The 20,604-nt window shown below is 75.3% G+C and carries 17 protein-coding genes; 4 read left to right on the forward strand and 13 right to left on the reverse strand.

Features of this window, described 5'->3' with window-relative positions; genetic code table 11:
- Positions 1-22: 22 nt before the first annotated feature.
- Entirely contained in the window at positions 23-802 is a 780-nt protein-coding gene (locus tag BM093_RS22015) for a GAF domain-containing protein (protein WP_143105481.1), read from the reverse strand.
- A 121-nt stretch (positions 803-923) separates the two neighbouring features.
- Between BM093_RS22015 and BM093_RS22020 the strand changes: the two genes are divergently transcribed.
- Positions 924-1,226, forward strand: a complete 303-nt coding sequence (locus BM093_RS22020; protein ID WP_143105482.1) for a hypothetical protein — start codon at positions 924-926, stop codon at positions 1,224-1,226.
- A 43-nt stretch (positions 1,227-1,269) separates the two neighbouring features.
- Here BM093_RS22020 and BM093_RS22025 read toward each other — a convergent pair whose 3' ends face one another.
- The 3 genes from BM093_RS22025 to BM093_RS22035 all read right to left on the reverse strand — a co-directional run bounded on the left by BM093_RS22025 (position 1,270) and on the right by BM093_RS22035 (position 4,650).
- The gene (locus tag BM093_RS22025; RefSeq protein ID WP_093348179.1) at positions 1,270-2,058 is read right to left on the reverse strand and encodes a carbon-nitrogen hydrolase family protein; all 789 of its coding nucleotides are present in this window, start codon (positions 2,056-2,058) and stop codon (positions 1,270-1,272) included.
- Positions 2,058-3,719 (reverse strand): flavin monoamine oxidase family protein, encoded by a 1,662-nt coding sequence (locus tag BM093_RS22030; RefSeq protein WP_093348184.1) that lies wholly within the window; start codon positions 3,717-3,719, stop codon positions 2,058-2,060. Before BM093_RS22030 ends, BM093_RS22025 begins: the two co-directional genes overlap by 1 nt.
- 94 nt (positions 3,720-3,813) lie before the next feature.
- The gene (locus BM093_RS22035) at positions 3,814-4,650 is read right to left on the reverse strand and encodes an SDR family NAD(P)-dependent oxidoreductase (RefSeq protein ID WP_093348189.1); all 837 of its coding nucleotides are present in this window, start codon (positions 4,648-4,650) and stop codon (positions 3,814-3,816) included.
- 110 nt (positions 4,651-4,760) lie between these two features.
- On the opposite strand from BM093_RS22035, the gene BM093_RS22040 reads away from it, so the two are divergent.
- Positions 4,761-5,900 carry a cysteine--tRNA ligase gene (locus tag BM093_RS22040; protein ID WP_218162867.1) on the forward strand — a complete coding sequence of 380 codons (1,140 nt, stop codon included), beginning with the start codon at positions 4,761-4,763 and terminating at the stop codon, positions 5,898-5,900.
- On the opposite strand, the gene BM093_RS22045 is transcribed toward BM093_RS22040, so the two are convergent.
- Together BM093_RS22045 and BM093_RS22050 are read right to left on the reverse strand one after the other, a co-directional pair.
- The gene (locus tag BM093_RS22045) at positions 5,875-6,522 is read right to left on the reverse strand and encodes a class I SAM-dependent methyltransferase (protein ID WP_342743032.1); all 648 of its coding nucleotides are present in this window, start codon (positions 6,520-6,522) and stop codon (positions 5,875-5,877) included. The genes BM093_RS22040 and BM093_RS22045 overlap by 26 nt on opposite strands.
- Positions 6,523-6,563: 41 nt before the next feature.
- Complete coding sequence (locus BM093_RS22050; RefSeq protein ID WP_245773704.1) at positions 6,564-8,018, reverse strand: MBL fold metallo-hydrolase; 1,455 nt, start codon at positions 8,016-8,018, stop codon at positions 6,564-6,566.
- Between the two features lie 337 nt (positions 8,019-8,355).
- Here BM093_RS22050 and BM093_RS22055 point away from each other — a divergent pair, with 337 nt between their 5' ends.
- Positions 8,356-8,535 (forward strand): hypothetical protein, encoded by a 180-nt coding sequence (locus tag BM093_RS22055; RefSeq protein WP_093348199.1) that lies wholly within the window; start codon positions 8,356-8,358, stop codon positions 8,533-8,535.
- A gap of 32 nt (positions 8,536-8,567) precedes the next feature.
- Here the strand turns inward: BM093_RS22055 and BM093_RS22060 are convergent, their stop codons facing one another.
- The 7 genes from BM093_RS22060 to BM093_RS22090 form a co-directional block, all read right to left on the reverse strand.
- On the reverse strand, positions 8,568-9,395 hold the full coding sequence (locus BM093_RS22060; RefSeq protein ID WP_093348203.1) for a sulfite exporter TauE/SafE family protein: 828 nt from the start codon (positions 9,393-9,395) through the stop codon (positions 8,568-8,570).
- Positions 9,392-10,210, reverse strand: a complete 819-nt coding sequence (locus BM093_RS22065; protein ID WP_218162868.1) for a GntR family transcriptional regulator — start codon at positions 10,208-10,210, stop codon at positions 9,392-9,394. The genes BM093_RS22060 and BM093_RS22065 overlap by 4 nt, the downstream gene beginning before the upstream one ends.
- 156 nt (positions 10,211-10,366) lie before the next feature.
- The gene (locus tag BM093_RS22070) at positions 10,367-14,872 is read right to left on the reverse strand and encodes a Pls/PosA family non-ribosomal peptide synthetase (protein WP_218162869.1); all 4,506 of its coding nucleotides are present in this window, start codon (positions 14,870-14,872) and stop codon (positions 10,367-10,369) included.
- A gap of 109 nt (positions 14,873-14,981) precedes the next feature.
- Entirely contained in the window at positions 14,982-15,401 is a 420-nt protein-coding gene (locus BM093_RS22075; RefSeq protein ID WP_093348208.1) for an STAS domain-containing protein, read from the reverse strand.
- A gap of 101 nt (positions 15,402-15,502) precedes the next feature.
- Positions 15,503-16,918: a YlbE family protein gene (locus BM093_RS22080; protein WP_093348212.1), complete on the reverse strand. Its 1,416-nt coding sequence runs from the start codon at positions 16,916-16,918 to the stop codon at positions 15,503-15,505.
- A complete protein-coding gene (locus BM093_RS22085; protein ID WP_093348217.1) occupies positions 16,915-18,417 on the reverse strand; it encodes an AllF/FdrA family protein in 1,503 nt (500 codons plus the stop codon). The genes BM093_RS22080 and BM093_RS22085 overlap by 4 nt, the downstream gene beginning before the upstream one ends.
- Positions 18,414-19,124, reverse strand: coding sequence for an oxamate carbamoyltransferase subunit AllH family protein (locus BM093_RS22090; protein WP_245773705.1), 711 nt, complete (start codon positions 19,122-19,124; stop codon positions 18,414-18,416). The genes BM093_RS22085 and BM093_RS22090 overlap by 4 nt, the downstream gene beginning before the upstream one ends.
- A 36-nt stretch (positions 19,125-19,160) precedes the next feature.
- Between BM093_RS22090 and BM093_RS22095 the strand changes: the two genes are divergently transcribed.
- Positions 19,161-20,519, forward strand: a complete 1,359-nt coding sequence (locus tag BM093_RS22095; RefSeq protein ID WP_093348226.1) for a PucR family transcriptional regulator — start codon at positions 19,161-19,163, stop codon at positions 20,517-20,519.
- Positions 20,520-20,604: the final 85 nt, after the last annotated feature.

Here is a 20,604-nt window from a genome sequence, read left to right on the forward strand (position 1 = left end):
GGAGTCAGCGCACCCGTAGGGGTCAGCGCACCGACAGCCCCGCCGCCAGCAGCTGCGCGAACAGCCGCACGAGATCGAGGTCCTCCTCGCTCAGGTCACCGGCCCGCAGGGAGTCGAGGGTGAGCAGCCCCAGCGGCTGCTCACCCGCACAGACGGTGACCGCGATGAACGTCCGGTACTCGGAGAGGTCGGTCCAGCCCAGCTGATGCACCTCCTGGACGTCGCGGACGATCATCGAGTCCAGGCTGTTGACCAGCGCGAACACCTGCGAGTCCACCTCGTCGGCCGGGTCGAAGCGGGGCCGGGGCGGCTTGTTGCGGCCGTGCCAGGCACGCAGGCGCAGCGTCCGGGCCCCGGTCGCCGGGTCGTCCTCCAGGCCGTAGAAGCAGGACCGGCTGCGTTCCGGGCCGACGTACTCGGCGGCGAAGTCGACGGTCATCTGGCGCAGCGACTGGCGGGCCTCCCGGCGGGCGGCCCCGCTCGAGGTGGTGAGCACGTCGGTGACGGCCAGCGACAGCGGGATGAGCATGTCGTTGGTCGTGACCTTGTACTCGGCGAGCCGGTCGGCGGCCATCTGCTCGGCGGCCACGATCCGTCCGCGCTCGCGGCGGATCTCCAGTGCGGGCAGCAGCACGGTCAGGGCCGAGGCGAGCACGCCGATCGCGACCAGCGACGCCTGGGTCAGGGCCGAGAGGTCCTCGCTGAAGTAGATCTGCGTGATCCAGGCGGCCGACGAGGCGAGCGCGGGCAGCGGGAGGTTCCACCAGGCCGCCGGTGGCAGCCACCGTCGCCGTCCTGCCACCGTCACCCCTCGACTCGCTCGACCGGCGGACCGTACACCGCGCCGGTCGCCCCGTGACCAGGTGTATGCGGGACCGTGTCGGGTCTATGCTGGGAGCAGGCTCCGGTGGGAGGAGTGACTGATGACGAGCGATACGAACAACAGGGCTGTGGACGCGGGCCCGGCGAACGCGGATCACGTGAACGCGCACGTCGACCTGCGCCGGCGCGCCCTGCTCGCCACCCGGGACACCGCCGGCTACCTGGCCTCCGCACGCGCGCTGCGCCGGCGGGAGGCCGTCGCGCAGGTGCACGGCGCGGTCGATGCGAGCGTCGCCGTGAGCGCCCCCGCCGACCTGTGGCTGCGGACCTCGATCGCGATCACCGTCGTCGGGTGTGTACTGGCCGGGTTCGGCGCCGTCGTCGGCGTGATCGGTCTCGGCTGACTGCGGTTTCGGCTGACTGTCGGTTTCGGCTGACGCACTGCCCTCACGGGCCCTCGGTGAGCCCGCCGTACAGCTCGGGCCGGCGGTCGGCCAGGTACGGGGTGTCCCGCCGGGACCGCTCCAACGCGGCCCGGTCGAGGTCGGCGAGCACCAGCTCCTCCCCGCGCCCGGCGCGCGCCACGAACGCGCCGGTGGGTCCGGCCACACCGGACAGTCCGCCGTAGGTCTGCGCGCCCTCCCGGCCGACGTAGTTCGCGTAGGCCACGTACACCTGGTTCTCGTACGCCCGGGCCGGCACGAGGACGTCCGCCACCACGTCGTAGTCGATCATGTTCGCGGTCGGGACCAGCACGACGTCCGCGCCGCGCAGCGCGAGACCGCGCACCGCCTCCGGGAACTCGGCGTCGTAACAGATCAGCAGGCCCAGGCTCCAGCCGCGGAACTCCACCACGTCCGGCGCGGCCGGCGACGCGCCGAACACGCTCCGGTCCAGGTCACCGAACAGGTGCGTCTTGCGGTACGACGCGAGCGGCACCCCGTCCGGGCCGACCAGCGCGACCGTGTTGAACACCGCGTCACCGGAGCGCTCGGGGTAGCCGTAGAGCACGGCGGTGCCCGTGCGGCGGGCGATCCCCGCGACCGCGGCGGCAGCCGGCCCGTCGGCGGGCTCGGCGAGCTCGCGCACCGCGGCGGTCCCGATGTCGTAGCCGGTCAGGAACATCTCCGGGGTGACGACGAGGTCGGCCCCCGCCGCGGCGGCCGACGCGAGCCGGCGCAGGTTCCCGGCCACGTCGCGCGACCACGACGGGGCCTGCAGCAGCGCGACCCGCATCAGTCCGGCAGCCGCAGCGGCGCCAGGTCGGCGAACCGGTCACCGGGGCCCGGGTTCTGCTCCGGGGCGGCCCCGCCGAGGTGGTGCACGATGCCCCACACCGCGTTCAGCGCGGTCTGCACCGCGCCCTCGGCCCACGCCGGCGTCCACGACACGTCGTCACCCGCCATGAAGATCCCCCGCTCGGCCGCAGGCAGGTCGTCCTGCACGAAGTGGCAGTACATCCGACGGTTGTAGCGGTAGTGGCCGGGCAGCGCACCCTTGAACGCGCCCAGGCTGTGCGGGTCGGACTCCCAGGTGACGGTGATCGGGTCGCCGATGACGTGTGCCGCGACGTCGACGTCCGGGTAGATCTTGCGCAGCGCGCGCAGCGCGAGGTCGACCCGCTTCTCGACCGGGTACGGCAGCATCTTCAGCGAGTCGCTCATCCACGAGTACGACAGGCAGATCACGCCGGGACGGTCGTCGCCGTTGTCGAACAGGTAGGTGCTGCGGGTGAGCCGGTCGGTGAGGGTCATGCTCATGACGTCCCGCCCGGTCACGGGGTCGGCGTCGCGCCAGAACGGCCGGTCCACCATCACGAACGTCTTCGTCGACTGCATGTAGCGGGTCCGGTCGAGCGCCATCCACAGCTCCTGGCTGAACAGCGACTCGTCGGTCTCGATCTGGGTGGTCAGCAGCCAGCTCTGGCAGGTGGTGAGCACGGCCGGGAAGTCGCGCGCGACGCCGTTGACGTCGGTGACCCGGATGGTGTCCGGGTCCACGCGGTCGATCCGCGCGACGCCGGGGCGGGTCCCGCCACCGTGCAACGACGACAGGCTGGTCCCGGCCGGCCAGTGCACGGCGTCGTCCGGCGCGCGCCGCCACAGCCCCTGCGGGAGCTGCTCGACCCCGCCGACGACGAGCAGCTGGTCCTCGTCGCACGCCGTCGTCACCACCCGCAGGATCTCCAGCATCGAGTTCGGGAAGTCCGAGTCCCAGCCGCCGGTGCCGAACCCGACCTGGCCGAACGCCTCACGGTGGCGGTAGCTCAGCCCGGCGAACGCCGTCGAGGTCGACACGAAGTCGTAGAAGGTCCGGTCGTCCCAGCGCGGGACCAGCTCGTTCCACAGCCGCTGCACGGTGGCCGCGTCCCGGGCGCGGACGGCGTCCTGCAGGGCCTCGAACCCGGCCTCGTGCTCCAGCGCGGCGGCCCAGGCGTCGGCGACCTCGGTGAAGAACGCCGGCAGGTCGGCCAGGGTACGGCCGTAGTACGTCTCGCCGTGCAGGTCGATCACGGTGCTCGGGGCGGCGGGGGTGAGCGGGTTGGGGAACGGCTCGGTGCGCAGCCCCAGCAGGTCGACGTAGTGGTGGAACGCGGTGGACGAGCGGGGGAACCGCATCCCGCCCAGCTCGGCGACGATGCCGTCGGCACCCTCGAACGGCTGCGACCGCAGGCGCCCGCCGAGGCGCGACGACTCGTACACCACCGGGCGCAGGCCGAGCCGCAGCAGTTCGTAGGCGGCGACCAGCCCGGCGATCCCGGCGCCGACGACCGCGACCTCGGTCCCGAGCCGTTCCGGCGGGACCCGGCCGAGCCCTGCCGGATGGGAGATCCACTCGTCGTAGGGGAACGGGAAGTCCGGGCCGAAGGCGGTGACCGGGCGCTGCGCGTGCGTCATTCCGGGGCTCCTCGGGGGTGATCGGGGAGTCGTGGCGGATCGGTGCCGAATCCGGCACCGATCCTGCACCATTCCCTGATCACGCTCCGGCCGGTCAGCGTCCCCGGCGCGAGCGCATCACCCCGGTGACGATCCGCTGGTAGGTGGTGGGCAGCAGCCGCACCATCGAGTCGATCGCCCACGCGTCCGGTCCGATGAGGACGCGGCGCCGGTCGCGCCGGACGCCGTCCAGGATGGTCCGCGCGGCCTTGTCCGGCGAGGTGTTCAGCAGCCGTTCGAACTCCGAGGCCGCGGCCCCGGCGGACGTGCCGGTGGCCGCGGCGACGCTGTCGTCGATCCGGGCGGCCCGGGCGATGTTGGTCCGGATCCCGCCCGGGTGCACGCAGGTCGCGGACACCGCCGACCCGGTCAGCTCCAGGTCCTGGCGCAGCGACTCGGTGAACCCGCGCACGGCGTACTTGCTGGCGTTGTAGCCGCTCATCAGCGGCTGGGCGGCGACGCCGAAGATGCTGGACAGGTTCACCACGTGGCCCGCACCCGCCGCCTCGAGGTGCGGCAGGAACGCCTTCGTCCCGTACACCACGCCCCAGAAGTTGATGTCCATGATCCAGCGGTAGTCGTCCTGCGACAGGGACCCGACGGTGCCCGACAGCGCGACGCCGGCGTTGTTCACGACCAGGTGCACCGCGCCGTGGTCGGCGACGACCTGGTCGGCCCAGCCGTACACCGCCTTCTCGTCGGCGACGTCCAGCTCGGCCGTCGTCACCCGGATCTGCGGCCCGGCCAGTGCGGCCGTCTCGGCCAGCCCGGCGGCGTCGCGGTCGGCGAGCGCGAGGTGGCAGCCGTCGCCGGCGAGGCGCAGGGCGAGCGCCCGGCCGATGCCGGAGGCGGCGCCGGTGATCGCGGCGGTGCGGTCGGTGAAGGTCTCCATCGGAGCGCTCCCGGTGCGGACGGCGGTGTCGGATCGGACGCTGATCCTACTCACCGGTAGCCCGTGGTCGCCGGGCCGACCACCCGGTCCCGGCTGGCAGGATGCACCGCATGCAGGCGGTGGACTCGTTCGAGGCGGATTTCCCGGCCGGCGCCGGCCTGGTGCTGGACGGCACCCCGCTGCCGCTGACCACCCCGGCGCGGATCTACGTCTGCGGCATCACCCCGTACGACGTGACGCACCTGGGGCACGCGGCGACGTTCGTGTGGGCCGACGTGCTGGCCCGGGTCGTCCGGATGGCGGGGACCCCGACCGAGGTGACGCGCAACGTCACCGACGTCGACGACGTCCTGACCCGGACGGCGGTCGAGCGCGACGTCGCCTACGACGAGTTCGGCCTGCGCCAGGAGTTCTGGTTCGACCGCAGCATGGCCGACCTGCACGTGCGGCCGCCCGACCACGCCCCGCACGCCCGCCACCACGTCCGGCACGTGATCGCGCTGGCCCGCACGCTGCTGGCCACCGGGCACGCCTACGAGCGCGACGGCACCGTGTACTTCCGGGGCGCCGGGGTGCCCGGCGCGGCGGGACTCGACCGGGGCACCGCGCTGAGACTGGCCGCGGAGTACGGCGACGAGCCGGACGACCCGCGGCGCGACGACCCGTTCGACGTGCCGCTGTGGAAGCCGTCCGACGGCGTGCACCCGGCCTGGCCCAGCCCGTGGGGCCCGGGCCGCCCGGGCTGGCACGCCGAGTGCGCCGCGATGGCGCTGGCCTCGCTCGGCGGGGTCGTCGACGTGCTCGCCGGCGGGGCGGACCTGGCCTTCCCGCACCACGCGTACCAGTCCGCGATGGCCGCCGCGGCGACCGGCGCCGGGCTGTTCGCCCGCCGCGGCTTCCGGGCCGGCGTGGTGTCGGTGGACGGGGCGAAGATGGCGAAGTCGACCGGCAACCTGGTGCTGGTGCAGGACCTGCTCGGCACGGCGTCCGGGGCCGCGCTGCGCCTGCTGCTGCTCGACCGGCCGTGGGCACAGCCGTGGGAGTTCCGCACCGCCGACGTCCACGTGGCGGCCCGGCGGCTGGAGGAGCTCTACGTCGCGGCCGGTCGCAAGCCCGGCTCGCCCGCCGCCGTGGACGCGGTGCGCGACGCGCTGCTGACCGACCTCGACGTGCCGTCCGCGCTGGGCACGGCGCTGGAGGCGGGCGGGGACGCCGCCCGGCTGGTCATCGGGACGCTGGCGCTGCAGTAGCGCGCAGCTGCACGAGCCGGGCGGTCGGCGCCCATGCGGGCCCGACCGTGAGGTGCTCGACCTCGTCGAGGGTGAAGCCGGCCGCGCCGACCGTCGCCGCCGTGTCCCGGTCCAGCCGGCACCCGGCGGCGATCCGCGACCACAGCGGCGCCAGCCGGCGCCGCCACACCGCGGGACGCCCGTCGCCGACGACGTGCTCGAGCGCGACCAGCCGCCCGCCCGGCCGCAGCACCCGGCGGGCCTCGGCGAGCGCGCGCACCGGGTCCGGCACCGTGCACAGGACCAGCGTGAACACCACCGCGTCGACCGAACCGTCGGTGGCCGGGAGCGCGTCCGCACCGGACGGATCGACGGTCAGCGGCACCCGGCACTCGTCCGTGCGGGCGGCCAGGCGCCGCCGCATCGCGGGATCCGGTTCGAGCGCGACGACCTCGTCGGCCGCCCGGTAGTGCGGCAGGTTCGCGCCGGTCCCGGCGCCGACGTCGAGGACGCGCCCGGTCAGCGGCCCGACCAGCGACGCCCGCCGCGGGCCGAGCACCGCCTGCTCGACCGGGGCCGACATGCGGTCGTAGACCGCGGCGAAGATCCGATGCCCCTTCGCGGGACCCGCGCTGTCCGGCACGGGCGTGAACCTACCCGCCGCGGGACGGACGGGCACCCGGTTCAGGTGCCTGCGGGCTGTGGCGCCGCCGGGCCGGCCGCGGGGAGCTCCACCGGGCGCTCGCCCGCGGCCCACGCCCCGAAGCCGCCGAGCAGGTCGTCCACCCGGGCGAAGCCGCGCGAGCGCAGCAGCGACGCGGCGGCCGAGGACCGGTAGCCGCCCGCGCAGTAGACGACGGTCGGCGCGTCGGGGGACAGCTCGCCGAGCCGCGCGACCAGCGCCGGCATCGGGACCGGCCGCGCCCCGGGCACCAGGCCGGACCCGGCGATCTCACCCGGGCCCCGGACGTCGACCACCTGAGTGTGCGGGCCCAGGCCGGCGAGCCGGTCGGCCGTGATCCGCCCGGCCGACCGCAGCCGGGCCGGCGGGACCGCAGGCACGCCGCCGTCGAGGAAGCCCAGCACCCGGTCGAACCCGATCCGGGCCAGCCGGTTGCGTGCCTCGCCCGCGGTGCCCTCGTCGCCGACCAGCACGAGCCCGGTCTCCGCATCGACGAGCTGGCCGACGACCTCGGCGAACCGCCCGCCCAGGCCGACGTTGATCGAGCCGGGCAGGTGCCCGGCCGCGAAGTCCTGCGGGTCGCGGGTGTCGAGCAGCAGCGCACCGGCCGCGACGGCCGCGTCGGCCTCGGCCGGCGAGAGCGCCGGCACCGGGACCGACTCGTCGAGTACCGGGTGCGCCTCCCGGTTGCGGTGCGAGGTGTGCGCGAAGTACCCCGGCGGGACCGACTGCCCCTCGGTGACCGCGGCGACGAACGCGTCCTCGGGCATCGGGGCCAGCGCGTAGTTGGTCCGGCGCTGCTCGCCGATCGTGCTGGACGTCTCGGTGGACAGGTTCTTCCCGCACGCCGACCCGGCACCGTGGGCGGGGAACACGCGGGTGGCGTCCGGCAGCTCCAGCAGCCGGCGGGTGGAGCGGTACAGCGCGCGGCCCAGCGCGTCGGCCGACCAGCCGGCGCCGCCGAGCAGGTCGGGGCGGCCGACGTCACCGATGAACAGCGTGTCCCCGGTCAGCACGCCCCACGGCGGCGCCCCGGCGCTCTCCCGCACGAGCAGGCAGATCGACTCGGGCGTGTGACCCGGGGTGTGCAGCACCTCCAGGACGACCGAGCCGAGCGACAGCGTCCGGCCGTCGGGGAGCGGCTCGATCGGGAACTCGACGTCGGCACCGGCGCCGTAGGAGATCGGGGCGCCGGTTGCGGCGGCCAGCTCGAGGTGCCCGGAGAGGAAGTCGGCGTGCACGTGGGTCTCCAGTACCCGCTCGATCCGCAGACCCTCGGCCGCGGCGTCGGTGAGGTACTGCCCGACGTCGCGCTGCGGGTCGACGACGACCGCGCACCCGGTCCCGCGGTCCCCGACCAGGTAGGACGCCTGGGACAGGCACCCCAGGTAGTACTGCCGGAACACCAGGTCGCCGCTGCGCTGCCAGGTGCCTGCCTCGATCGGGTCCTGCGGCATGACGTCCTCCCGATGCTCCCGCCGGACGGGAAACGCAGATCAAATGAACGTACATTGGGGCGGGTGTCCGGTCGAGGGCTGGACGGACGCACCCGGACGACGTCGCGCTGGTCGTTTCGGACCCGTTCGCCCGTTGCGGTGGCGTCAGGACCGTGGTGCAGTGGACGACGTGTCCACCGTCAGCTCGCCGGCCGATCGCACGTTCGTCGTGTGCCTGATCGCCACCGACCAGCTGTCGATCGACGACCGCCGCTGTCGCCCCGGTTCCTGAGCGGCCCGGCCGTCCCGGCCCGCTCCCGTCGTCCCCGTCGTCCGACGCCCGGAGCCGAGATCCACCGTGACCACCCCTGCCTCGGCGCGCCCCGCGCCCACCGCACCGTCCACCGCCCGCCCCGCCACCCCCGCCGGGCCGCCCCCGGCCGGGGGCGCGGCACCGCCGTCCTCCGGCGGGTCCGGGCTGCTCGCCCGGGTCGCCGCCGCCGTGCGGGCCGCACACGGCGCCCGCGTGCCCCTCTGACCGGCGTCCGGGGCGCATGGCCCCGGCCCGGCTCACAGCAGGGCGAGCACGCTCTCCACCCCGACGAACCCGCCGACCAGCAGCAGCAGCGCGGCGAACGCGCGCCCCAGCGACGCCGACGACAACCGGTCGGAGATCAGCTTTCCGGCCAGGGCCGCCACCACCGCGACGCCGACGAACGGGCCCAGCACTGCCCAGTCGAGGTCGAGGTGCCCGGCCCGCGCGGCCAGTGACCCGCCCGCGTTGAGCGTCAGGACCAGCAGGGAGGTCGCGATCGCGGCGGGCATCGCCAGCCCGAGCACGATCGCGAGCGCCGGCACCACGAGGAACCCGCCGCCGACGCCGAGGAAGCCGGTCAGGAACCCGACCACCGCCCCGGACACCACGACCTGCGCGGCCCGCACGAACCGCCGGGGCGGGGCGAGGACGGTGGTGGCGCCCGAGTCCGGGTCCGCCGCGGCGGTGCCGGCATCCTCCGTACCGTGTGCGGGCGCGCGCGCCGGTGTACTGCGCACCAGCAGCAGCACCGCGATCGCCAGGGTCAGCGCCGAGAACGACAGCAGCAGGACCGGCTGCGGCGCGACCCGGTTGAGCAGCGTCCCGGCCCACGCCGCGGGCACCCCGACCAGGCCGAACACGATCCCGGTCCGCCAGTCGACCGACCGGTCCCGCAGCCGGGTCAGCACCCCGACCGCCGAGACCACCCCGACGATGACGACGCTGCCCGTCGTGGCCGCCCGGGCGTCCTGCCCGAGCGCGTAGACCAGCGCCGGGACGGCGAGGACCCCGCCGCCCCCGCCGAGGGTCCCGATGACGAGGCCGACGACCAGGCCCAGCGCCCCGGCCAGGACGCCGATCACCGGCGCGCCTCCGGGCTGCCGGGGGACCGGCCGGGTGACCCGAGCAGGTCCAGCTGGTAGCCGCCGGCGTCGGCGAAGTCGGCGCGCAGGACGAACCGGTCGCCGCGGACCAGGGTCTGGCGCCACTCGACCGGGCGGCCCTTGGCCGTGCCGAGCCGGCGGATCGCGAACGCCGCGGTGGACGCGCTCCCGCCGAGCAGCCGGTGCTCGGCCGGGGTGGGCAGCACCGGCTGGATCGTCTCCTCGCCGCCGGTGAGCGCGACCCCGCACAGCTCGGCGTAGCGCTCGTACAGCGCGCCGGTCGAGAAGTCGGCGTGCAGCAGCGGCGCGGCCAGCTCGTGCGGCAGCCACACCCGGTCCAGCGCGAGCGGCTCACCGCCGGCGAGGCGCAGCCGTTCCAGGTGGACCAGCGGGGTGGACTCCTCGAGCCCCAGCCGGGCGGCGACGACACCGTCCCCAACGACGTCGAGGGACCGCACGACGCTGCGCTGCTCCAGGCCCATCGCGAGGACGGACTCGTGCAGGCTGTAGAGGGCACCGAGCCGCTGGGCCAGCTCGACCGGCTCGGCCCGCCGGGACGGCCGGCCCCGGGTGCCCACCACGAGGCCCTCGTCGCGCAGGACCTTCACGGCCTGCCGCACGGTGTGCCGGCTGACGCCGTACTCCTCGACCAGGGCGAGCTCGCCGGGGAAGCCCTCGATGAACTCGTCCGCGTCGAGCCGGCGCCGCAGGTCGGTGAGCAGCTGCTCCCAGAGCCGCCGCCCGGGTGTGCGGCGTACCGGGCCCGGTCCGGCCGTGACGGCGTGCTCGCTCACGATGGTGAATGTACGGTCATTTGAGCGGCCGCGCACCTCCCGCCGGTGTGCGTCCCGCCACGCCCGTCCGCGCGCCCCCCTCCGCAGGCTCCGCGCGGGGCCGATGTTCGCTCGGCAGGCTCCGCGCCGGGCCGATGTTCGCTCCGCAAGCTCCGCTCAGTCGACGACGGCGTGCTGGCCGCCCGGAGGACGACCCTGTCCGGCCAGTGCCGGCACCCGGGACCGCAGACCGCGTGGCAGGTGCCGGGCGAGGTCGTCCCGCTCGGGCGGGTCGAGGCTGCGGGCGAGGGTCTCCAGCACGGCGACCGACACCTCGGTCGCCTCCCCGACGTCGCGCGAGCACAGGTGACGCTGCACCCCGGCGAGGAAGACCTCGTCGGTGAACGGCTGCGGCGCAGAAGTCGCGGCTGGTGTGCCGGTGCGGGCGGAGCGGAAGTCCGGGATCGAGAGGTCCTCGGGCTCGGCCGGGTTGCCGCCCCAGCGCTCGCCCGGCCCGACCTGCTCGCCCTTCATCAGGAACGAGTCGGCCGCGAGCGTCGCGCCGTCACCGAGCCCGGTCGAGTGGTGCACGAACGCGCGCACCCCGACACCCGCACCGGCCCCGATCCGGGCCCGCCCGGACTCGAAGCGCCCGTCCTCCAACGAGTGGCACTGGATCACCGAGCCGGCGTTGAGCACGGCGTCGTCGCCGACGGTGACCAGGCTCTTCTCCGGCAACACGGCCCCGTCGTCGAACACCCGCCGCCCGGCGGCGAGCCCGGCGAGGCGGTTGCGCCAGACCAGCAGCGGGGTGCCGGCCAGGACCGGCCGGGCGTAGAGCTTCCACAGCCGCTCGTGGAACCAGAAGTAGCGGTCGTAGATCGACGCGGTACGGGGCTCGAGCGACCGGAAGCCGAGCGTCGCCCGCTCCAGCAGCGCCGACCACACCAGCGCCAGCAGCGGTCCCAGGGTCATCGCCGGGCCCAGCGCCCACACACCCCAGGCCGGCCACAGCGCGAGCGCCAGACCGGTGGGCACCAGCGCGACCGCGACCCCGAGCGCGCGCAGCAGCACCGTCACGACCATCGACGAGGCGTTGTAGCGGTTCTTCGACCGCAGCCGCCGGGCCAGCTCGTCCTCGGTCCCGGGCTGGTTCGGGTGCGGCACCGTGGTCGTGCGCGAGATCTCCATCGGCGGTGACCCGAGCAGCCCGACGTCGCTGCGGACGGGGCCGTCGGTCGGGACCATCACCTTCGTCGCGAGCAGCACGTTGCCCCCGACCCGGGCGCCGGCGGGCAGGTGCACGTCGTTGCCGACGAAGTTGTCCCCGCCGAGGGCGACCGGGCTGACCCGGAACGAGTCGTGCGACAGCTCGGTGTTCATCATCCGCAGTCCGTCGGACACCATCGTGCCCCGGCCCACGTGCACGTGCCGCGGCGACTCCTGGCGCAGCTGGGTGCCGAAGTTCGAGCCGGTCTGGCGCAGGTCACCCAGGTCGTAGCCGAGCGCCGTCAGGTACCCGGTGACGAACGAGCTGTCGCCGAGCAGCAGCACCAGGAACCGGGCGTTGGACACCCCGGTCACGATCTGCTGCGCGAGGTGCCGGACGCCGTACAGCGGGAACGTCCGCCCGGGTGGCACGGCCAGGCCCGCCAGCCGTGGCAGTACCAGGACGGCCGCGACGCCGACGGCGAGCGCGAGCACGACCAGTGCCATCACCGCGAGCGCGCCGATCAGGACGAAGTCGAGCACGCCCACCGTGCCGATCCAGCCGGCGACCGGGGCGGCGAACCGGTCGAACACCGCCACGACCGCGGCGAACACGGCGGTGCCGAGCCCCCAGAGCAGCCCGAGGAGCACCGCGCCGTAGCCGAACCGGCGCACCCGTCCGGACCCGGCGGACGGCACGGGCCGGTAGTCGGAGTCGGACGGGCCCGCGGGGGACCCGTGCCACGCCTCGCCGGCCGGGACGGTGACGCCCGGGCGCAGCGCGGACACGTGTCCCAGCTGCGCGCCGTCCTCCATCCCGGTCCACACGTCCAGCACACCGGCCTCCCCGACGACGCAGTCGTCGCCGACCTCGACCGGGCCGAGCTCGAGCGCGCCGGGCACCGCCCGGTAGGCCTGCAGCGACGCCTCGGGGTGCACCAGCGAGCGCGACCCGACCCGGACCAGGTCGGTCGCGACCGGGACCGCTCCGAACAGGGCCGAGCCGCGCCCGATCCGGGCGCCGAGCAGCCGCAGCCACAGCACGTACGGCGGGGTGCCGGCCAGCGCGGTCATCGGGTTGCTCCGGATCAGCGTGGTCACCACCCAGAACCGGAAGTGCGCCGGGCCCCACAGCCGGATCGTGCCCGGCCGGAACCGCCCGACGAGGATCCACTTGACCGCTACCGGCAGCAGCACGACGGCGGCGGCGACCCCGGCCGTCCAGATCCCGGCCCGGGCCAGCAGCCCGCCCGCGTCGGCCGCGGCGGGCACCCACTGGAACCCGAGCACCAGCATCGCCGCGCCGGCGAACCCGCCTGCCAGCAGGAACAGCACCTGTCCCAGCCCGGTCAGCGCGTGCGCGACCGGACGCGGCGACACGGGGGGCACGTCGGTGGCCTGGTCCTGTGCCGGGGCCGGCCCGCCCAGCGCGGTCGCGAGATCGCGGAGCGTGGGATGGCGGTAGACGTCCTGAGCGGACACCCGCGGGAGGTCGTCGCGGCCGCGCACCGCGGCGGCGAACCCGGCGACGAGCAGCGACGTGGCCCCGAGCTCGTCGAACACGTGCGCGGTCACCGAGATCTCCTCCGGTGCCACCGCGAGCGCGCCCGCCAGCTCCTCGGTCAGGCCGTGCTCCACATCGGAGGCGGCGCCGACGACCGGCCCGGAGGTCGAGACCCGGCTCCCGGTCGGGGCGGGCAGGTTCTTCCGGTCCGCCTTGTCGCTGGTGGTCATCGGGATGCGGTCGAGGTGCTCCAGGTAGGCGGGCACCATGTACGACGGCAGCCGCTGCTGCAGCCGTGCGCGCAGGTCGTCGGGCTCCCCGGCGCCGTCGACCAGGCTGTGGTAGCCGACCAGCTCCGGATTCCCCGACGTCGGCTCGAACGTGTCCACGACCGCGAGCGCGACCGACGGGTGGTCCTGCAGCACCGCCTCGATCTCGGACAGCTCGATCCGGTACCCGCGGATCTTCACCTGCAGGTCGATCCGGCCCCGGTACTCGATCTCCCCGCGGTCGTCGATCCGGCCGAGGTCACCGGTGCGGTACATCAGCCCGGACGGGGCGCCCGGCAGGTCGACGGGGGCCTCGACGAACGACTCCGCCGTCTTCCGGTCCCGGTTGAGGTAGCCGTCGGCCAGCCCGACACCGGCGATGGCGATCTCGCCGGTCTCGCCGAACGGCAGCACCGTGCCCGGGTCCTCCGGGTCCAGCACCAGCACGGCGTAGGTCGGCAGCGGTGTCCCGATCGTGACCGGGCGGTCCGGGTGCAGCTCGGTCCAGGTCGCGGTCACGGTCGCCTCGGTGGGGCCGTAGACGTTGAGGAACCGCCGAGGCGGGCGGTGCCAGCGACGCACCAGGTCCTGCGGGCACGCCTCGCCGGAGACGAGCAGGAACCGCAGGTCGTCCAGGTCACCCGGATCGTCGTCGAGCGTGGCGAGCAGGGTCGGCACGCAGCACAGCGCGCTGACCCGGTTGCGGGTGAGGAACGCGTGCAGGTCGGCGCCGACCAGGGAGACCCCCGGCGGCTTCGGCACGAGCGTGGCGCCGACCAGGAACGTCGTCCAGATCTCCTCGACCGAGAAGTCGAACGCCAGGGTCAGGCCCTGGTACATGCGGTCGTCGGGACGCACGCCGTAGCCGTCCGCGGCGACCCGCACGAAGTTGCAGATGGCCGGATGGGAGATCACCACGCCCTTCGGCCGGCCGGTCGAGCCCGAGGTGTAGATCAGGTACGCGGGGTGCGCGGTGCCGTCGCGCCGGACGTCGGTGTCGAGCCGGCGGGCGGGTCGGCGGGCGATCTCCGCGGCGGTCCGCGCGGCGGCGGGGTCCGTACCGGCGACGCGGAGTACCTCCACGCCGGCCTCGAGCGGCTCGCCGACCTGCTCCAGCGCCGACGACGTGGCCAGCAGCAGGCCGGCCGCGGAGTCGTCGAGGATGTAGGAGATCCGGTCGGCCGGGAACCCGGCGTCCAGCGGGACGAACGTGGCGCCGGCCTTGAGCACCGCGAGCATCGCGGTGTAGGCCTCGACCGGGTCGTCGAGCAGCAGGCCGACCACGTCGCCCGGGCCGGTCCCGCGCTCGTGCAGGTGGCGGGCGAGCCGGTCGGCACGGCCGTCGAGCTCGCGATAGGTCAAGCCGGCGGCCGTCGCCTTGGGGCCTGTCGTCTGCTCGGGGGCGTCCGCGTCGCCGCCTTCTGCACCGGCCGCTCCGGTGTCGACCGCGAGGGCGTCCGGGTGGGCGTCGACGGCCTCCTCGAACACCTCGGCGAGCTGCTCGCCGGGGCGGGTGCGGGGCGTGTCGAGCGTGCTCCCGGCGACCAGGACGCGGCTGTCGAGCGGGGCGGCCCGGGGGTGCGGCGACGGCCGGTAGCCCAGGTCGCGGCGGATCACCTGCGGGCCGGCGCCCGGCTGCTCACCGCGACCGTCGTCGGCGGCACCGCCGGCGCGCGACGATCGGTTGGACACGTCTGACATGGAGTGCGGCTACCCGGGCGACCGTGGTCCGGACACGCGGGAACCCGGTGGCGATCCTCACTCGCAAAGTGGTGAACCGGAGGCCGCGGTCATGCGTAGGGACTGCGGATCAGGGCCGGGAACCGTCCAGCGCGGCGTCGAGGTCCGGGTACCAGACGAGGACCCGGTCCAGGCCGGTCATCCGCACAGGCCGGATCACGGCCCGGTTGCCCGGCCCGGTCACCCCGGACAGCGGGACCCCCGCGGCACCGGCTGCCTGCGAGGACCGGACGACCGCGCTGAGCCCGTGCGAACCGAGGAACCCGACCCCGGACAGGTCCAGCACCGCGCGCTCCGGACGGCCGTGGCCGAGCAGCGCGACCATCCCGTTGCGGATCGCGTCGGCCTCCAGCAGGTCGACCTCGCCGATGACCTCGAGCACCGTCACGCCCGGACGCGGCGAGTGCTCCCGGACCTGCACCCGTGGGGCCGGGTCCGGCCAGCTGCAGGTGTGCGCGGGCAGATCGCGAGCCGGGTCGGTGGTACTCACGGCGCCCCTTCCCACCCGGCGGACGGTGTGGAGCGTAGACGGTACCGGGTGCGGGACCGTTGTCCATCACTCGAACGGCCCGGCCCGGGGCCCCGTCCGGGTCAGCCGCGGGTGCGGGCCCGTGCGGCGAGCCCGGCGAGCGCCGTCGGGAAGATCTCCGCGGGCGGGGTCACCAGGCCGGCGCCGACCTGCCCGACCCCGGCGACCCGGCCCGCCATCCCGGTGTTGATCTGCGGGAGGATGCCGGTCCGGCACACCTTCGTGACGTCGATGCCGCTGGGCACCCCGGCGAACTCCAGCACCGGGACCGACCACCGCGGGTTCTCCCCGATCGTGATCTCGCGCATCCGCCGGGTGGTGGCCAGCGCGTCCGGCACCGTGCCGCCCACGAACCGGACGATCGCCGGCGCGGTGGCCATGGCGAACCCGCCGATCCCGGCCGTCTCGGTGATGGCGGAGTCGCCGATGTCGGGGTTGGCGTCCTCCGGGCCGTAGTCACCCAGGAACAGGCCGTCGGCGAGCTGGGCCGGTCCGGTGAACCACTCGTCGCCGGTTCCCGCGACCTGGATCCCGAAGTCGGTGCCGTTGCGCGCCATCGCCACGACCATCGTCGAGCCGTCGATGTCACGAGCCGCGTCGAGCGCGAGCTTGCAGGCCGGCATGGCCAGGTTGAGGAAGAAGTGGTCGTTGCCGCCGACGAAACGCAGCGCGGCGGCGACGTCGTCGGCGCCGAACCCGGCACCGGCCGCGGCCGTGACCAGGGCGGGGGACAGGTCGCGCAGCAGCATCAGGGTGCCGGCGCGGTTGCGGTTGTGCGCCTCGTCGCCCATCTGCAGCATCTGGGTGAGGATCGCGGTGACGTCGATCGGGCCGCCGATCTCCCGCACGGAGCGGACCGCGGCGCGCAGCAGCGGGCCGAGCACGTCGCCGAGCCAGCGGAGCCGGTCGAGGACCGCCGGGCCGTACGCGCCGTAGCGCAGCACCGTGCCCAGGCCCTCGTTCAGCGAGCAGTAGGTGCGGCGACCGGTGGCCGCGTCCTCCAGCACGAACATCCACATGCTCGGGGTGACGACCCCGGCCATCGGCCCGACGGCCGAGCGATGGTGGCACGGCTCCAGCGACACCGCGGTGCCCGCCTCGAACAGTGCGGGGGCCTGTTCGGGATCGTCGACCAGGCCCTCCAGGGCGGCCCCGCCCATCAGCGCGCCGCGCAGCGGGCCCGACGCCCGGTCCCAGGTGATCGGCGGGCCCGCGTGCAGGAACTCGCCCGGCGCCAGCCCGAGCACCTCGGCGGCCGGTGCGACGTCGACCAGCGTGGCCGTGACACCGAGCATCGCCGCGAGCGCGCGGTCGTTCGCGTCCCGGCGCAGCGGGTCGGTGGCGACGGTCGCGAGGTCGTCGGCGGTGCCGGGCATCGGTGGGCGCCAGTCGACCCGGGTGACGGGGACGGCCTGGCCGGCGACGGCGTCGGCGAGCAGGTCGGTGCCGGTGCTGACGACGGCCTCGGGGGTGGTCACCGGGCGGCTCCGTTCTGCGCGGCGTGCGCGGCTCCCGCGAGCGCGCCCGCGAGGTCGAGGGCCCGCCGGGTGGCACGGGCGTGGGACAGGTGTACCTCCGCACCGGCCGCGACCAGCGCGTCGACCTGGCGGTCCAGGCCCTGCGGGTCGGCCCCGGTCCCGACCACGGTGATCACGACCGGCACCGCGGCGCCGGCGATCGCGGGGGCGAGCAGCGCCGCCGGGTCGGGTTCGGCGCCGTGCCCGAGCACGACGTCGAGCAGCACGGCGCCGGTGTCCGGGTCGGCCAGTGCCGCGGCCAGGTGCTCCAGGCGCAGCGTCGGGTCGATCATCGGATGGGCCCGGCCGGCGGTGTAGGCATCGTCGCCGAAGTCGACGAACGTGTGGCCGGTGCTGTTCTGCGCGGCGTCGACCGGCGTGGTGTCGACCGGCGTGGTGTCGACCGGCGTGATGTCGACCTGCGCGGTGCCGGCGATCTGCGCGGCCTCGGTCGCGAGGGTGCCGCCGACGAACAGCCCGCGCAGGGCCCGGCCGGTCCCGCCCGGCTGCGCACGCCCGTGCACCGGCCACTGCGGCACCGGCCGGCCGAGCCGGGTCAGCACCGCCTCGGCGGCCGCGGTGAGGTCGGGCCGCCCGGCGCCGAGCAGCGCGAACTCGACCGGCGTCGCCAGCTGCGCGGCCAGCTCGCGCAGCCCGTCGGCGACGTCGTCGGCCGGGGGCTTGGAGACCAGCACGATCAGCTCCACCCGGGGGTCGGCGTCGAGCCGGCGCAGCGCCTCCCGGGTCGCTGCCCCGCCGACCTCGGCGGAGAGGTCCCGCCCGCCGACACCGAGCGCGGCGCCCACCCCGACGCCGGCGTGGTCGAGCAACGCCAGCAGCTGCTGGCAGCCGGTGCCGGACGCGGCCACGATCCCGACCGGGCCCGGGGCGACGGTGTTCGCGAAGCCCAGCCCGACCCCGCCGACGACGGCGGTGCCGCAGTCCGGGCCCATGACCAGCAGGCCCCGCTCGGCGGCCACCGTCTTCAGCGCGACCTCCTGCTCCACCGGCACGTTGTCGCTGAAGATCATCACGTCGCGGCCCGCGTCGAGCGCGTCCATCGCCTCGACACACGCGTGCGGACCGGGCACCGAGACGAGCGCGAGCGCGGCCGGGTCGCGCTCCAGCGCGGAGCCGGTGGTGCGGGGCGGGACGGCCGGGCCGCCGTCACCGGAGCCCGGTGCCGGGCGGTTCGCCTCGCGCAGCGCGCGCTCCACCCCGTCCAGCGCATCCGGGAGCGCGTCCGCGCCGGCCAGACGCAGGGCCACCACCAGGTCGTTCGTTCCGGTCCCGGCCGGGACCTCGAACCCCATGCCGGTGAGGACCTCGACGTTGAGCGGGGTGGCCATCGCGACCTGCGCGGCGGTCACCCCGTCGAGACCCTGCACGGTGCGGCTGACCCGGAGCAGGGTGACGGAGTCGGCGTAGGCGCCGGGCCGGACCTCGACGTGCGTCGTCATGCGGCGACCCCTTCGGAGCGGAGAGCGGGCAGGGCGAGCCGGGCGCCGTGCAGCATCCCGGCCCCGGACGTGTGGCCGACGGCGGTGAGCGCCGCCGCGGCCGTGGCGGCGGCCGGTGTCCCGAGGGCGGCGACGAACGCCGCGAATGGCGGCATCACCTCGCCGTCGAGGGCGCAGCGCAGCAGCTCGGCCGACAGCAGCGTGGTGCGGTGCAGGCAGGCGCGGACGGCCGCGTCGACCTCGGGGGTCGGCACCCGGGCCGCGCGGTGTACCGCCAGCCATCCACAGAGGACGTCGTCGCCGAGCGGGGTGAGCCCGTCACCCCGTCCGACCAGCACGGGCACGGTGTCGGCGGTGATCGGGGCCGGGATGTCGGTCACGGCATCCGGCCGGTCGCCGGTCGTCGCGCCGGCGGGGAGGGCGGGGACGCGGGTGTCGGCCAGCCGCCGGACCTCCAGCGGGACGTCGTCGAGGTGCAGCACACCACCGTCGATCCGGGCGGCGGTCACGTCGAGCCGGTCGAGCCGGGTGTGCAGCGCGCACGGGACCGCGACCGCGTGCCGGCCGGTGACGCCGACGCAGCCGTCGCCGACCGCGAGGTAGACCGCGTCCGGCCCGGAGTGCACGACCGTCACCGGGCCGTCGGGTGCCCGGCGGAGCCGGTCCCGGACCCGGACAGGCGCGCTGACGGGGACGCCGGAGGTCACGGATCCGACGTTAACGCTGGGCACACCGCCGATCCGATGTTAACTTGTGCCACCTTCGGCCGGGAGGGACGGCAACTGTTGCTCACCCATGATCGTGACGAGCTCGAGCCGCCCGCGCGGGCCGCGCTCGCCCGGGTCGACGCCCTGCACACCGGCCTCACCCAGATCGCGCTGGAGGGCGGCGACCTCGACGGCATCGCGGCCGAGGTGGGGCGGGTGCTCGGCGTGGGCGTCGCCTTCACCTCCACCGACGGCCGCGAGCGGGCCTCGGCCCTGCCCGCCGACGTCCGCCGGGTGCTGGCCGAGCACGACCTCGTCGACCCGACCGGCCGGCTCCGGGTGGAGCGGATGGGCTCCGGTGGCGTCGCCGTCGCCGGCGGGGAGGCCCGCACGCTGCGGGTCGCCGCGGGCGGGCAGAACCTGGCCCGGCTGGTCTGCGTGCGCCAGGACGGGCGGCTGACCCCCGACGACGTGCACGCCCTGGAACGGGCCGCCGCGGTCGCCGCGCTGCTGATCACCCGGCAGGAGGCCGTCACCGCGGTCGAGACCAAGTACCAGGGCGACTTCCTGCGGGACCTGCTGCTGCGCCGCACCGCCGACGAGGCGTACGTGACCGAGCACGCGGACCTGTTCGGCTGGGACCTGCGCCGGCCGATGGTCGTCGTCTCGGCCGAGCTGGACCCGCCCGACGAGCCGGTCTCCGGCGAGCAGCGGCGGACCTGGCAGAAGCGGTTCTCGGCGGCGTGGCGCCAGGTGTGCACCGGGCTGGGCGACGGCATCCCGACGGTCGACTTCTCCTCCGAGGTCGTCACGCTGCTCCCGGTCGGCAGTGGCAGTGGCAGTGGCAGTGGCAGAGGCAGAGGCGGCGGTGCCGGTGACGGGGCGGACGGCCCGGCGGGGCGGGACGTGGTGGCGCGGGCGGTCACCGCGGTGGCCGGGGACAAGGGCGGTGGCCGCCGCCCGTTCTCGGCCGGGGTGAGCCGCCCGGTCGCCGACGTGGACGCCCTCCCGGCCGCCTACGGCCAGGCGCGACGCGCGGTCGAGGTCGGCCGCCGGATCGGCGGCGGTGGCCGCACCACGTTCTTCGACCAGCTCGGCCTGCACCGGCTGATCGCGCTGATCCCGGACCCGGCCGAGCTGACGTCGTTCGTCCGGGACGCGCTCGGCCCGCTGGCGGAGCCGACCGCGGAGGCCGCCGAGCTGCGCGAGACGCTGCAGGTGCTGCTGGACACCAACTTCAACGTCGCCGAGGCGGCCCGGGTGCAGTTCTTCCACTACAACACGATGCGCTACCGGGTCTCGAAGCTGGAGCGGCTGCTCGGGCCGCTGTCGACCGACCCGAACCTGCGCCTCGACGTCGCGGTGGCCCTGCAGGCACTCAAGATCAGCCACTGAGGCCCGGCGGTCGAGGGCCGAAGCACCAGCACTGAGGCCCGGCGGTCGAGGGCCGAAGCACCAGCCTGCTCGCGGGCCACCTCTC

The sequence above is a fragment of the Pseudonocardia ammonioxydans genome (genome assembly GCF_900115005.1).
GTDB classification, from domain to species: Bacteria; Actinomycetota; Actinomycetes; order Mycobacteriales; family Pseudonocardiaceae; genus Pseudonocardia; species Pseudonocardia ammonioxydans.